Source organism: Vibrio sp. C8 (assembly GCF_054051265.1).
The window spans coordinates 582,853-597,470 of the sequence record NZ_JBPAOE010000011.1 but is presented as its reverse complement, the minus strand read 5'-3'; the positions used below and the strand labels follow the sequence as shown (position 1 = coordinate 597,470).

Below are 14,618 nucleotides of genomic sequence, written 5' to 3'. Positions count from 1 at the left end.
CCGAAATTATTTTCCCATAAAAAATTGAGATATAAAATATGAACACATCGATTGCTATCGAAAAATCAGAACAATCTTCTAATAAATGGACTTATCAAGATTTTGCATGGACTCTCTCTCTTTTTGGTACAGCTGTAGGTGCAGGTGTGCTATTTCTTCCAATTAAAGCGGGTGCGGGTGGTTTTTGGCCATTAGTTATTCTTGCTTTAATTGCTGCTCCAATGACCTGGTTTGCTCACAAAAGTTTGGCTCGTTTTGTCTTATCAGCGAAAAACCCAGAAGCAGACATCACTGACACTGTGGAAGAACATTTTGGTAAAACTGGCGCAAACCTTATTACTTTCGCCTACTTCTTCGCTATTTACCCTATCGTTCTTATTTACGGCGTTGGTATTACTAACACCGTTGATTCATTCCTAGTAAACCAAATCGGCATGGAATCAATTCCTCGCTGGTTACTATCTGGTCTATTGATCGCTGCAATGACTGCAGGTGTTTTGTTTGGTAAGGAACTGATGTTGAAAGCAACGTCAGCAATGGTATACCCACTAGTAGCAATTCTACTGGCTCTATCTTTCTACCTTATCCCTGAGTGGAACAGCTCAATGGTAGAAGTAGCACCAGATTGGTCTTCGATGCCTTCAATCATTTGGTTAGCAATTCCAATTATTGTGTTCTCTTTCAACCACAGCCCTATCATTTCTCAGTTTTCTAAAGAACAGCGTATGAAATACGGCGAAGACGCAGTTCAGAAAACTGACTCAATCACTGGCGGCGCTGCTATGATGCTAATGGGTTTTGTTATGTTCTTTGTATTCTCTGTAGTTCTTTCTCTTTCTCCAGAGCAACTAGCACAAGCAAAATCACAGAACATTTCTGTATTGTCTTACTTAGCAAACATCCATGAATCACCACTGATCTCTTACATGGGTCCACTGGTTGCTTTCGCTGCTATTACTTCTAGCTACTTCGGTCACTTCCTTGGCGCTCACGAAGGTCTGGTTGGTCTAATCAAATCTCGTTCACAATCACCAGTAAGCAAGATTGAAAAAACGTCTCTATTGTTCATCGTTCTAACGACTTGGATCGTTGCAATTGTTAACCCAAGTATCCTTGGAATGATTGAAACAATGGGTGCTCCAATGATTGCTGCTATCCTATTCTTAATGCCTGTGTTCGCAATGCATAAAGTTCCGGCAATGGCAAAGTATAAGACTTCAGCTCCGGTGCAAATATTCACAGTTATTTGTGGTCTTGCAGCGATTAGTTCTGTAATCTACGGCGCGTTTTAATCCCAAACTTTGTAAAGTCCGATTAAACTAAAAATATAATAGTAATAAGCCTCCTTTTTACAGGAGGCTTAGTTTGAGGTAATCGCTATGATTAGTGTGTTTGATATCTATAAAATTGGCATCGGTCCTTCGAGCTCACATACAGTTGGACCAATGAAAGCCGGTAAACAATTTGTTGATGACTTAATCGCAATGGATAAGCTACAAGACATCACCAAAATTACCGTTGACGTTTATGGGTCATTATCGCTGACAGGGAAAGGTCACCATACAGATATTGCTATCATCATGGGCTTGGCAGGTAACACTCCAGAGCATGTTGATATCGACAGTATTCCAGGTTTTATTGAAAGCGTTCAGCAGACTGAGCGTCTTCCTGTTGGTACGCACAATCATACCGTTGATTTCCCACGTGAAGGTGGCATGGTTTTCCAGAAGAGCTTCTTGTCTTTACACGAAAACGGCATGTCAATTCATGCATGGGTCGAAGAAGAAGTTGTTTACAGTAAAACCTACTACTCTATCGGTGGCGGTTTTATTGTTGATGAAGAGCATTTCGGTCAGAAAGCAAAAACAGAAGTAACAGTTCCTTACCCGTTTAACACAGCAGAAGAGCTTGTTAACCAGTGTAAAGAAAGCGGACTTTCTATCAGCACTCTAGTGATGGCGAACGAGAAAGCTCTTCATACTGATGTTGAAGTGAAAGAGTACTTCGCGAACATCTGGCGCACCATGCAAGAGTGTATGGAGCGTGGTATGGCTACTGAAGGTATTCTTCCAGGCCCACTGCGTGTGCCTCGTCGTGCTGCTGCTCTGCGTCAACAACTTTTGACCTCTGAAAAAATCACCAATGACCCAATGGCCGTTGTTGACTGGGTAAACATGTACGCATTCGCAGTGAATGAAGAAAACGCAGCAGGTGGCCGCGTTGTTACAGCACCGACAAACGGTGCATGTGGCATCATCCCAGCCGTACTTGCTTACTACGACAAGTTCATTCAGACAGTAACAGAGAAAGATTATACTCGTTACTTCGCAGCTTCTGGTGCTATCGGTGGCTTGTACAAGCAAAATGCTTCTATCTCTGGCGCGGAAGTTGGCTGTCAAGGTGAAGTGGGTGTGGCTTGTTCAATGGCCGCTGGTGGGCTTGCTGCACTGCTAGGCGGAAGCCCTGAGCAAGTGTGTATGGCGGCTGAAATTGCCATGGAACACAACTTAGGTTTGACGTGTGACCCAGTAGCAGGACAAGTACAGGTACCATGTATCGAACGTAATGGTATTGCTGCTGTGAAAGCGATCAACTCTACTCGTATGGCAATGCGCCGTTCATCTGCACCACGTGTTTCTCTAGATAAAGTTATTGAGACCATGCTGGAAACAGGTAAAGACATGAACGCTAAATACCGTGAAACATCACAAGGTGGTTTAGCTGTTAAAGTCATCTGCTAATCGTTAATTTCTGATCTCGTTTATGAAAGCCTGATGATTTGTCGTCAGGCTTTTTTCTTTCCTCCGGTTCAACTTCTTAGTTTACCTTTACTTAGTTTTACTTTTTGAACGCTTGTTTAAAAAAGCATTTCGCTCAAAAATGGTTCTCATTACTGCTTTTCATCATTTGGAATCATTTAATCCACATGGCTATACGTATTACAACTAAAAAAATCTTCGTAGTGCTTACACTTATCGTAGGTATAAGTGGCGCTGGCTATTACTTCTATCCAAAAGAAGCACCACCAAGTTTCGCAACGGAAGCGGTACGCAGAGGCAATATTGAAAACACGGTTCTTGCCACAGGAATGTTGCAAGCTTCAAAATTGGTTGCCGTCGGTGCTCAGGTTTCTGGTCAGATTGAAAAACTTGGCGTAAAGCTTGGTGATGAGATCAGACAAGGTGACTTAGTCGCTCAAATAGACAGCCTTACTCAACAGAACAGCCTAAAAGAAGCCAATGCATCACTAAGCAAGCTAAAAGCACAGATCAGTGCAAAGCAAGCACAGATTCGTCAGGCTCAATCAGAATATATACGTCAAAAATCCATGTTAGCTGATAAAGCCAGCTCCCAAGCCGACTATGAATCAGCACAAGCGACTCTGGCGGTTTACAAAGCAGAGCTTGAACAGTTAAAGGCTGAGTTGGATCAAGCTAAGATCAGTGTCGACAGCGCACAAGTTGACCTCGGCTACACCACAATTACCGCACCAATGGATGGCACCGTTGTTTATAGCGCAGTAGAAGAAGGTCAAACGGTTAATGCAAACCAAACTACCCCAACGATTATCGAACTGGCACAACTTGATCGCATGACAGTGAAAGCACAGATTTCAGAAGCCGATGTTGTGAACGTAAAATCAGGTTTACCTGTTTATTTCACTATCTTGGGTAAACCAAACCATCAGTATCACGCGACGCTAAGAGCCATCGAGCCGGGCCCTACTCTAATGGACGGAGATGACAGCGATCTTTCGGTCAGTAACGATGAAGCGATTTATTATCACGGCCTGTTTGAAGTGGATAACCCTGACCGAACCCTGCGTATCGGTATGACTGCGCAGGTATCGATTGTGTTGAACAAGGCTGAGAATGCCTTATTGGTTCCTGCTCAAGCTGTGATTAAACAGCCGGGTACAACACCACATTATCAAGTTCCGGTATTGGTTAACGGTCAGCAAGAAATGCGTGATGTGACTATTGGTATCAACAACAAAATCTTTACTGAAGTCACCAGTGGATTAGAAGAAGGCGACCAAATTATTGTTGGAACACCAAGTGCTGGTGGCACGCGTTCGAGCCGTATAGGCAAATCGAGGATCTTTTAATGTCTCGTCCGCTACTCGAAATATCCCATATCTATCGTAGCTTCGCGGCTGGTGACGAAGAGTTAACCGTACTCAAAGACGTCAACCTAACAATTGAGCGTGGCGAGATGGTAGCTATTGTCGGCACCTCTGGCTCTGGTAAATCAACACTGATGAATATCCTTGGCTGCCTTGATCAGCCAAGCAGCGGCGACTACTGGATCAATGGTCGTAATACATCACAACTGGATTCTGACCAGCTCGCTGAACTTCGCCGCGAACACTTTGGTTTTATTTTCCAACGCTACCATCTACTTGGTGATTTAACTGCTGTAGGCAACGTTGAGATCCCTGCAATTTACGCGGGAAGCGACAAGAAAGCGCGTCAGGAACGGGCGGAAAAATTGCTTACCCGCCTTGGTCTTGCTGACCGTCTTGATCATAAACCGAACCAATTAAGTGGTGGTCAGCAACAGCGTGTTTCCGTTGCTCGCGCATTGGTTAATGGTGGCGACGTTATACTTGCTGACGAACCGACAGGTGCACTCGATAGTAAAAGTGGCGAAGAGATGATGATGCTACTGCAAGAGCTTCATCTGCTTGGTCACACTATCATTATCGTTACACACGATTTGAAAGTCGCCCAGCACGCAGACCGAATCATTGAAATTAAAGACGGTGAAATATTGAGTGACACCGTCACAAAAAAAGAAGTTATTACAGAGAATATCGACAGCGTAAAACATACCCCAGCAAAGGACGTCCTTGAGAAAGGTCGCAATCTGTTCGACAACTTGTGGGAAGCGCTCAAAATGGCGTTAGTGGCAATGTCTAACCACAGATTAAGAACATTCCTAACCATGCTCGGTATTATTATCGGTATCGCTTCAGTGGTTTCAGTGGTGGCGTTGGGTAATGGATCGCAAAAAGCCATTCTAGAGAATATTTCTGCCATGGGAACAAACACCATTGATGTTATGCCGGGAACGGGTTTTGGTGACCGACGTTCAGGCCGGATCAGAACCTTAACAGCAGCCGATGCTGACGCACTGAAAAACATGCAGTTTGTCGATAGTGTGACACCGACACTAAGCACATCGGTCACTCTGAAATATGGCAACCAAGCAGTAACAGCGTCAGTTCAGGGGGTGGATCCGGATTACTTCCGCGTCCGTGGTTATGAGCTGGCTGAAGGTCAATATTGGGATGATTCCAGTGTCGCCAACATGGCTCAAGAAGCCGTGATTGATAACAATACTCTTAACTCATTGTTCCCAGATAAAAATCCAATTGGTGAAGTGATTTTTGCCGGTAACTTACCCGTTCGAATCATAGGCATTACTAAAGCCAAAGAGAGCGCATTTGGTAACAGTGATTCTTTGAACATTTGGGTTCCTTACACCACAGTGAGTGCGCGCATGGTTGGGCAGAACTATCTCAACCGAATCTCGGTACGCGTCGATGACAACACACCAAGTGAAGCGGCAGAACAGGCAATTATTCAGTTGTTGAAAATGCGGCACGGTACGGAAGATTTCTTCACTATTAATACCGATACCATCCAACAGAATATTACTAAGACCACTGCAACCATGACCTTGCTGATTTCTGCCATTGCTGTGATTTCACTGATAGTTGGTGGTATTGGTGTTATGAACATTATGTTGGTTTCAGTAACAGAGCGAACACGTGAAATTGGTGTGCGTATGGCAGTGGGTGCAAGGCAAAGCGACATTCTCCGTCAGTTCTTAATTGAAGCGGTGTTGGTTTGTTTGTGTGGCGGTACCATAGGTATTGGCATGGCATATTTGATTGGCGTAGCGTTCGCCTCCTTTGGCACTAGTTTTACTATGATTTATTCAACAACATCGATTGTTTCAGCATTTCTATGCTCCACACTCATTGGCGTGTTGTTCGGCTATCTTCCTGCGAAAAATGCCGCTCAGCTCAATCCAATTGACGCATTATCTAGGGAGTAAATATGTTACGTCGATACAAATACTCTACTCTCGCTCTGTGTGTCGTGTTAGCGACCGGCTGCGTAACTCGTTCAGAATTCCCTGAGCCGGAACTTCAAGTCCCTCAATCTTGGCAATCAACAAAGCAAACATCGAGCGAACAAGCTTCAACAAGTGAAAATGCTACACCAGTTATCAATCGCTGGTGGACAAGTTTTAACGATGAACAACTCAATCAATTGGTTGAGAAGGTACTCGCAACCAATAGCGATTTGGCGATTGCCACACTGACACTAAAGCAAGCTCGTTTACAAGCCAACTTAGCCGGAAGGGATCTCTACCCTGACCTATCAGGCAATGTTTCTGCTGATGGTTCTCGTTATTTAGACAGTGGTGCCTCATCTGAAAGCTACCAAACAGGGCTTTCAGTCAGCTACGAAGTGGATCTGTGGGGTAAGCTTTCAGCTGCCGCAGATGAGAGTGAATGGACCGCCCTTGCCAGCTTAGAAGAGCGTGAAGCAACGGCGCAGAGTTTAGTGGCAACCACGGCGCAGCTATACTGGCAAATCGGTTATCTGAACCAGCGCATTGAACTGAGTAACAGTGATATTGCTGATGCGACGGATACATTGAAGCAAGCACAGAGTCAGTTCAGCAATGGTTCTGTCACCCGTTTAAATGTATTGGAAGCAGAACGAACCCTTGCAGGTCTGGAAGCAACGCATAGCGATTACTTACAGCAGTTAACTGAAGCGCAGAATGCTTTTGCTATTTTGTTTGACCAAGCACCACAACAAATGCTGAAAGAGATCAAAGCTCTACCTGAAGGTGCGTTGCCAGAGATTGCATCAGGAGTACCTGCTGACGTACTGAGCCGTCGCCCAGATATCAAACAAGCGCTGTACGAGCTCAAAGCGACATTTGCAGCCAAAGATTCAGCAGATGCTGCCTATTTCCCTACGCTAACTTTAACTGGTGCTCTGGGCGGTTCTTCAGAACAATTGCGTAACTTGTTAAGCGATCCGTTAGGCTCAATCGGTGCCGATTTAACCATGCCGTTCCTCAACTGGAATACCATGCAAATCAACCAAGATATCGCGCAAGTGAAATACGAGTCTGCGATCATTTCATACCGCAAAGCGCTTTATACTGCGTTTCAGGATGTGGATAACGCTCTATCTGCTCGTGAAAACTATCAATATCAGGAAGAGAAGCTTCAAAAGCAGTATGACAGTGCAGCAGAAGCGGCTCGCATTTACGCCAGCCAATATAAGTATGGTGCTATCGATATCACCACCCTGCTTGATGCTCAAGACAATGAGCGCAGCGCAAAAGCGTCACTGTTGGAAAACCGTTATAACCAACTCGTCAATCTCACTACGATTTATCGAAGTCTCGGTGGAGATGATGTGATTACTCAAGCAACTGCTGAAACTTCGCAGCAATAACAAAGCTTTTGTACATGTAAATTGGGAATACATAAAAAAGAGAAACGCTTTTAACAGTTGTTTCTCTTTTTTCTATCTGACTTCCCAACCGATTTTATGGCGCAGGGCTATATAGCCTCGGCGAACCTGAGTGAGGCAGATGAATAAGATTCAGATGATTTCTTCTCGCCCATTCAACAGTTAATGCGGTTGGGGCAGATAAACACACCAGCGTTGAAAGTTTTGCTCTTACGGCTTTATGGATAAGCTCAAGACTGCAACGACTAGTCACTATTGCAAAACCACTTTTGGCATTGAGCTGCTCTGATGCCATTGCACCAATCAGCTTATCCAGCGCATTGTGACGACCGATGTCCTCGCGGCAGAGCACAATCTCTCCCTTTGTATTCGCAAATAAAGCGGCATGCAGCGCGCCGGAAATTTTTGCCGCTTGCTGATTTTGAGAAATTCTCTCTCTCAACCCTTCAAAGACTAACGGATTAGGTGGTGAGGATGAATCCAGTGGGCACAAATCGGGTAAAGCTTGTTCAAGAGCTGCGACTCCACAGATACCACAACCGGTAGTGCCTGCCATATGACGACGTTGATTTTTCAGATTCCAAAAAGCGCGGTTACTGATTTCAACTTCTGCGAAGTGAGAATCGCCCTGCCCGCCAATTTCTATGTCTCGAATTTCGCTATAGCTACTCACAATGCCAGAACTAAGGCTAAATCCGCGAACGAAATCTTCAAGATGACCGGGCGTGACCATCATCACCGCTTGATTAATGCCGTTGTAACTGATCGCTAACGCAGACTCGCTGGCTAAGGGAGCATCTAGTACTTCACTTTCTCCGGTTAACTCAAGGTAGTAATGCGCACTCGGTGCAGCTGGCGCTTGGTTAAAATCATGCAGCTCACTGTAAGTTTGAGTATCTATCGTGCAGGACATCAAATCACCTCCATCACTTGCATGCGTGATTTATGCTTAGCAAACAGATGTTTCGCTTCAGCAAAGCACTGATCAACAAGCGCCGATGAGGGTTCTTGTTTACGCTTGAGTAAAACCAGAGGTGAATGCACCACCGCTTTCTCAATCGGAACGATACGCAGTTGTTCGTTGAGTTCTGCTAATCCAGAATTGAGCGGCATAATTGCACAGCAAAGCCCGCTGGTGACCGCTTGGATTAAGTGAAAGGTAGAATTACTTTCAATCACCGTTTGCGGTACAAGTCCTTTACTGCCAAAACTCAAATCGATGGAGTGGCGGTAATGCATCCCTTTTGATAGCAAACCCAATGGAATGCTGCTTAAGGATTCCCACATCACAACGTCTTCAGCAAAGTCAAAATATCGATGGTCGTAAAGCACGCCTAAATCTGTTGAGCTCATTTCGACTACGTCAAAATAGCTCGTATTCACCTGATCGATATAACACATACCCAAATCAAGCTGATTACGATTGAGCTGGTCTATGATCTGCTCAGAAGCCATCGACATAATCTGAAAACGCAATTCAGGAAAGAGTTCTGACAGTGGTTTAATGAGCTGCATCGGGTTCTGGCTTGCCAAAGGAACCATGCCTAATCTCAATGAACCGACCAACTGCCCTCGACAGTTTGCCGCTTCAGCTTGTAGCCCATCGTGAGCAGCCAATACCGTTTTTGCCCAAGCAAGAATTCGGTCACCCGCTTCGGTAAAGCCTTCAAATCGTTGACTTCTTGTGATGAGCTCAAGCTCTAGCTCTTCTTCTAATCGTCTAATTCTCATCGACAATGTTGGCTGCGTGATATGACACAATGCCGCCGCCTGACCAAAATGCTTGGTATGATCTAAGGCGATTAAATACTTAAGTTGTTTGATATCCATTGTCGATTACAAGACCTAAACCGTATGTGACAAGAGCGTTTTTTCAGAAAATGACGATCGGAAAAAACTCAGAAATAATTGATCTAAATCAAGATTATTCTTATCAAATACTAGGGTCAAATCTAAATTATCTATAGCGTGATAGATAACCGCTATCAAACAAACATCCGCCAGATAAAGCACCGCAAGAACAATCGCCTTATTTTCAGCCAAATTATGATCTCGTTAATACATGCGGTTTATCACCAGCTATTTATTTGCTCTTTCCATTCGTCATAGATTCTATTTATCACTCAGTCGGTAATATCAATTGGACGCATATCTTGGGACACAATAATCTTTGATTTAGATCAAGACATGATGTCAGCCGATCCAATCTGAATTTTAAAGCAGTAAGCAGGACTCTTTTAAAACCATAATAAGCCGTATTACTACTTCCGCTTTATTCCCATATCGCGCCTGTTTTCACCGGTATTCCTGTTTACTGTTGTTCCTGTTCGTGAGGAGTAAAGTCGTGAGTCAAAAAGAACACATTAAGCAATACAAAGGCCCTGCTGGTGGTTGGGGGGCGTTGAAAGCTGTCACGAAAAGTTTGTGGGGCAGCGAGAACGCCGTTAAAAACATTCGTACCATGCTCAAGACTAACCAAAATGGAGGCTTTGACTGCCCCGGTTGTGCTTGGGGAGAGTCACCGGAAAGCGGTAAAGTAAACTTCTGCGAAAACGGCGCAAAAGCGGTTAACTGGGAAGCCACCAATCGCGTGGTTGATCCCGAGTTTTTTGCTACTCACAGTGTTTCATCACTATTGAAACAAACCGACTATTGGCTTGAGTATCAGGGTCGCATTACGCATCCGATGAAATACGACTCTGCCAGCGATCACTACGTTCCGGTAAGCTGGGATGAAGCATTTCAGTTAGTTGCTAAACATCTCAATCAACTTGAATCACCGCATCAGGCCGAATTTTATACCTCTGGTCGTGCAAGCAACGAAGCGGCGTTCTTATATCAACTGTTCGTGCGCGCTTTCGGTACTAACAACTTTCCTGACTGCTCCAACATGTGCCATGAAGCCAGTGCAATTGGTATGAAGGACACCATTGGTGTTGGTAAAGGAACGGTGATTTTTGACGACTTTGCCAAAGCCGATGCGATTTTTGTGATTGGTCAGAACCCGGGAACCAATCACCCTCGGATGCTGGATCCATTGCGCGAAGCGGTTAAGCGTGGTGCACAAGTTATCTGTATTAACCCTTTAAAAGAGCGTGGCTTAGAGCGTTTCCAAAACCCTCAAGAGCCAGTTGAGATGCTAAAGAATGGTTCTAAACCAACCAATACCGGCTTTCTAAGACCTGCTTTGGGTGGAGATATGGCGGTGTTTCGTGGTATCGCCAAATACTTGTTGCAATGGGAACGCGAAGCGTTAGAGAACAATAGTAAAGCCGTCTTTGATCGAGATTTCATTCAACAACATACTGCTGGCATTGACCAGTATCTAGCTGAAATTGATGCAACCTCATGGGCGCATATTGCTGAGCAGTCAGGCTTAGATTTAAAAGAAATTGAATCGGTTGCACAGACGTACATGCATTCAGAACGAGTGATCATGTGCTGGGCTATGGGTTTGACTCAACATCGTCACTCAGTGCAAACCATTAAAGAAGTAGCGAACGTGCAAATGTTACGGGGCAACGTAGGTAAACCGGGCGCTGGTCTTTCTCCCGTTCGCGGTCACAGTAATGTGCAAGGTGACCGCACTATGGGCATTGATGAAAAACCGTCAAAAGTCTTTCTTGATAGCATTGAGCGCCGCTTCAACTTTAGTGTTCCTCGTGAAGTAGGCCACAACACAGTCCAAGCGATTAAAGCGATGGAAGAACAGAATTCGAAAGTGTTTATCGGTTTAGGAGGCAACTTCGCTCAAGCCACTCCGGATACGGAACGTACACATCTGGCGATGAAAAATTGCGACCTGACGGTTCATATCTCAACCAAGCTCAACCGCTCACATTTGGTGACAGGAAAAGATGCCCTTATCCTTCCATGTTTGGGGCGCACAGAGATTGATGTTCAAGCTCACGGCCCGCAAGGTGTGACCGTTGAAGATACCTTCAGCATGGTTCACATCTCCTACGGTCAGTTGAAACCTCGCTCGGAACATTTACGTTCAGAACCGGCCATAATTGCCGGAATTGCCCATGCGACACTGGTCTGCCACCCGATTGACTGGAACTGGGCAGTTCAAGACTACGAACGCATTCGCGATTTGATTGCTGACACCATCCCTGGATTCACCGATTTCAATCAAAAACTGCATAATCCAGGTGGCTTCCATCTTGTAAACTCTGCAGCAGAACGTAAATGGAATACCCAATCAGGTAAAGCACAGTTTAGTGACAGCCCGCTACCCAAACAGCTGATCAACGAGGCCGTCTTAGAGCAAGGCAACAAACCCGATTTGATTTTGCAAACTATACGTTCACACGACCAATACAACACCACTCTTTATGGTTTGAACGACCGTTATCGCGGTGTATTTGGTATGCGTGAAGTGTTGTTTGTCAATGAAGATGATATTGCCAAACTTGGATTTAAAAACGGTGATAAGGTGGATATGGTGTCGCTTTGGGAAGATGGCGTTACACGTAAAGTACAAGGTTTTACCTTAGTAGCGTACGATATTCCTAGAGGTCAGGCTGCCGCATATTATCCAGAAACCAATCCGCTTGTACCTTTGGATAGCTATGGCGAAAGAACCTTTACTCCAACGTCTAAGTTCATCGCAATCAAGCTTGAAAAAGCCTCTTCAGATGAAATTCAACGATCTAAAGTTGAATAAAAGAATCTGAATTAGCAAACACAAAAAAACCACCCGACACTTCATGCATTATTAAACGATATAAAGTTAAACGATGCAGAGCTAAGGTGGTTTTCTTTTTCAGCTTGAAGCGTCGACGAGTCAGCCGCTACAGAGCGAGTTAAGCTTCGCCAGTATAGATACAGCCAGCAGTACAGGTTTCTTTGATTTCAACTTTGCTCAGCAAAGGCAAAGAAGGTTTTAGCTGTTGCCAAATCCACTTCGCAAGAACTTCACTGGTAGGGTTTTCTAGCCCTTCAATATCATTCAGATAGTAGTGATCCAATCTGTCATAGATTGGTTTGAAAGCCGCTTTGATCTCAGCGAAATCCACTAACCACCCTGTATGCGGGTCAACATCGCCAGCTACGTATAGGCGAACCAAAAATGAGTGTCCATGCAAACGGCCACACTTATGCCCTTCTGGCACATGCGGTAAGTGGTGCGCGGCTTCGAACATGAACTCTTTGTAAATTTCAGTCTTCATATTGGTGATCAGTCTATCAATCTAGCTAGTAAAAATGAGGCGCAATAGTAAGTAATCTGACTCGAGGAAACAAGCTTAGGATCTCACTTTTCACTGCAAATTCAGTTTGAACAAAACAATAATTCGATGTCGAAATTATGGCAGCAGCGTCAAATTTCTGAGCACAGCATTTCTGTGTCACAAATATAAAATCCATATTTTGTATGTGGTCACAGTAACAAAAACACTCATTTTCCCTTTATTTTCTAACGTCTATATTTACTTAAATAATATTTAATAACTCTATAACAATAAGACCATTATGAGCTCAACAATTACCTCCAAACTACTTCTGACACTGGTGACAGTTTTCGCACTGGTTCTGGCTAGTTCAACCATTTATCAGTCTATTCAACAACGGGATTTGATTAACTCCGTCTTGGGCGAGCAACTGCACGATAAAGCCAGCAACTATTTCGATAGCCTTAATATGATGATGCTTACCGGCACCATGGCGCAGAAAGAAACGCTGCGTCAAAAAGCCTTAGCACAAGATGGTATCGAACAAGTGCGTGTTTTGCGCTCTGACTTAGTCAGCAAACTTTATGGTCCGGGCCAGGAAAACCAAACGCCAGTTGACGATATTGATAAACGTGCTTTGAAAGGCGAATACATCTTAGAGCCGATAGAAGCGAGTTGGGGTAAAGGTATTGTTGTCGCTCTGCCAATGAAATCCAGTGAGAACTATCGCGGTACAAACTGTGTGGCTTGCCATATGGCTCCTGAGGGTGAAGTATTGGGTGTTATCCGCCTTGAATACAACCTGAGCCATATCAACAACCTGATTAACCACAGAACACTGATTGGCGTCGGAATCATGGCCGCTATCGCTATTGTTGGCTTCTTGATTACTCTCACGCTGATTAAGAGATTCATTGTAAAACCTCTACAGAAAACCACACTGTTTATGAGTCAGGTCAGCAAAAGTAAAGATCTATCACCGCGACTCGATAACGGCAAGAGGGACGAGTTGGGACAACTCGCTACCTCAATTAACTCGCTAATGGACACCGTATCGGACAGCCTGCAGCAAGTACAAACTACATCACATTCCCTCGCTTCTTCCGCTAATCAGTTAACGGGGGTCGCTCAGGTAACAGATAGAGCTGCAAATAATCAACAGAGTGAAACTTCTGATGTGCAGTACAACATCGAAGAAATGCAGAACAAACAACACGAAGTTGAATTGTCGACTGCTGACGCAGCTGTGTTAGTAAAGCATACGACTGATATTGCCCAAACTAGTGCGAAACAAGCTCACTCTGCCAGCGAAGACATTAAAAACTTGGTTGGTGACATTGAAGATGTGAAGAACAAGATAGCGCAACTGAACAACCAAACTGGCGAAGTCTCTACCATTTTAGGCGTGATTAAGGGTATCGCCGAACAAACCAACCTACTTGCCCTGAACGCAGCGATTGAAGCAGCAAGAGCTGGCGATCAAGGCCGTGGATTTGCCGTGGTGGCTGATGAAGTTCGTAATCTTGCTTCGCGTACCGCTGAAGCTACGGGGAATATTGAGAAAATCATTGCCCAGTTCCAAAAAGAGAGCGAAGAGTCGATGGTTTCGGTGGATAGCGTCTGTTCAGAGGCTCATACCCGTTCCAATGAAATAGAAGAACTGTCGGCGGCAATGACTAATGTAGTTACCGAAATGAAACAAGTACTGGAGCACACCGAAAGCATCCAACGTCAAACACAGATGACTACTCAAGTAAGCCAGAATGTTCAGCAAAAAGTAGAAGTGATCGCACGCCACGCGCAAGACACTTCTCACTCAGCAACAGAAACGCGCGAAATCAGCTTAAATCTAGAGCGATTGTCACAACAACTGGAGTCTTTGCTCAATCAATTTACTCTTTCGCGTAAGAATTAACCACCAAAGTAAGATTAA

Annotated in this window: 10 protein-coding genes; 7 read left to right on the top strand and 3 right to left on the bottom strand. The window is 44.5% G+C overall.

The features are described 5' to 3' along the window. Nucleotides 1–38 precede the first annotated feature (38 nt). The 5 genes from ACRQQK_RS08825 to ACRQQK_RS08805 all read left to right on the top strand — a co-directional run bounded on the left by ACRQQK_RS08825 (nt 39) and on the right by ACRQQK_RS08805 (nt 7,493). Nucleotides 39–1,292: an aromatic amino acid transport family protein gene (locus ACRQQK_RS08825; protein WP_457511043.1), complete on the top strand. Its 1,254-nt coding sequence runs from the start codon at nt 39–41 to the stop codon at nt 1,290–1,292. 87 nt (nt 1,293–1,379) lie between these two features. After that, on the top strand, nt 1,380–2,741 hold the full coding sequence (locus ACRQQK_RS08820) for an L-serine ammonia-lyase (protein WP_457511042.1): 1,362 nt from the start codon (nt 1,380–1,382) through the stop codon (nt 2,739–2,741). A 185-nt stretch (nt 2,742–2,926) separates the two neighbouring features. Next, nucleotides 2,927–4,108, top strand: a complete 1,182-nt coding sequence (locus ACRQQK_RS08815; protein WP_457511041.1) for an efflux RND transporter periplasmic adaptor subunit — start codon at nt 2,927–2,929, stop codon at nt 4,106–4,108. Continuing rightward, entirely contained in the window at nt 4,108–6,066 is a 1,959-nt protein-coding gene (locus ACRQQK_RS08810) for a MacB family efflux pump subunit (RefSeq protein ID WP_457511040.1), read from the top strand. The genes ACRQQK_RS08815 and ACRQQK_RS08810 overlap by 1 nt, the downstream gene beginning before the upstream one ends. Before the next feature lie 2 nt (nt 6,067–6,068). Continuing rightward, entirely contained in the window at nt 6,069–7,493 is a 1,425-nt protein-coding gene (locus ACRQQK_RS08805; protein ID WP_457511039.1) for an efflux transporter outer membrane subunit, read from the top strand. Nucleotides 7,494–7,587: 94 nt separating this feature from the next. Here ACRQQK_RS08805 and fdhD read toward each other — a convergent pair whose 3' ends face one another. Both fdhD and ACRQQK_RS08795 read right to left on the bottom strand, forming a co-directional pair. After that, entirely contained in the window at nt 7,588–8,424 is an 837-nt protein-coding gene (gene fdhD / locus ACRQQK_RS08800; RefSeq protein WP_457511038.1) for a formate dehydrogenase accessory sulfurtransferase FdhD, read from the bottom strand. Beyond that, on the bottom strand, nt 8,424–9,341 hold the full coding sequence (locus tag ACRQQK_RS08795) for a LysR family transcriptional regulator (protein ID WP_457511037.1): 918 nt from the start codon (nt 9,339–9,341) through the stop codon (nt 8,424–8,426). Before ACRQQK_RS08795 ends, fdhD begins: the two co-directional genes overlap by 1 nt. Before the next feature lie 514 nt (nt 9,342–9,855). Between ACRQQK_RS08795 and ACRQQK_RS08790 the strand changes: the two genes are divergently transcribed. Then, nucleotides 9,856–12,180, top strand: coding sequence for an FdhF/YdeP family oxidoreductase (locus ACRQQK_RS08790; protein ID WP_457511036.1), 2,325 nt, complete (start codon nt 9,856–9,858; stop codon nt 12,178–12,180). Between the two features lie 139 nt (nt 12,181–12,319). Here ACRQQK_RS08790 and queD read toward each other — a convergent pair whose 3' ends face one another. Next, nucleotides 12,320–12,685, bottom strand: coding sequence for a 6-carboxytetrahydropterin synthase QueD (gene queD, locus ACRQQK_RS08785; RefSeq protein ID WP_102942488.1), 366 nt, complete (start codon nt 12,683–12,685; stop codon nt 12,320–12,322). Between the two features lie 301 nt (nt 12,686–12,986). Between queD and ACRQQK_RS08780 the strand changes: the two genes are divergently transcribed. Continuing rightward, nucleotides 12,987–14,600: a methyl-accepting chemotaxis protein gene (locus ACRQQK_RS08780; protein ID WP_457511035.1), complete on the top strand. Its 1,614-nt coding sequence runs from the start codon at nt 12,987–12,989 to the stop codon at nt 14,598–14,600. Nucleotides 14,601–14,618: the final 18 nt, after the last annotated feature.

Excerpts from the sequence above, each read along its gene's own strand:
- ACRQQK_RS08825 (WP_457511043.1), top strand. The coding sequence starts at position 39 with ATGAACACATCGATTGCTATCGAAAAATCAGAACAATCTTCTAATAAA.
- ACRQQK_RS08820 (WP_457511042.1), top strand. The coding sequence starts at position 1,380 with ATGATTAGTGTGTTTGATATCTATAAAATTGGCATCGGTCCTTCGAGC.
- ACRQQK_RS08815 (WP_457511041.1), top strand. The coding sequence starts at position 2,927 with ATGGCTATACGTATTACAACTAAAAAAATCTTCGTAGTGCTTACACTT.
- ACRQQK_RS08810 (WP_457511040.1), top strand. The coding sequence starts at position 4,108 with ATGTCTCGTCCGCTACTCGAAATATCCCATATCTATCGTAGCTTCGCG.
- ACRQQK_RS08805 (WP_457511039.1), top strand. The coding sequence starts at position 6,069 with ATGTTACGTCGATACAAATACTCTACTCTCGCTCTGTGTGTCGTGTTA.
- fdhD (WP_457511038.1), bottom strand. The coding sequence starts at position 8,424 with ATGTCCTGCACGATAGATACTCAAACTTACAGTGAGCTGCATGATTTT.
- ACRQQK_RS08795 (WP_457511037.1), bottom strand. The coding sequence starts at position 9,341 with ATGGATATCAAACAACTTAAGTATTTAATCGCCTTAGATCATACCAAG.
- queD (WP_102942488.1), bottom strand. The coding sequence starts at position 12,685 with ATGAAGACTGAAATTTACAAAGAGTTCATGTTCGAAGCCGCGCACCAC.
- ACRQQK_RS08780 (WP_457511035.1), top strand. The coding sequence starts at position 12,987 with ATGAGCTCAACAATTACCTCCAAACTACTTCTGACACTGGTGACAGTT.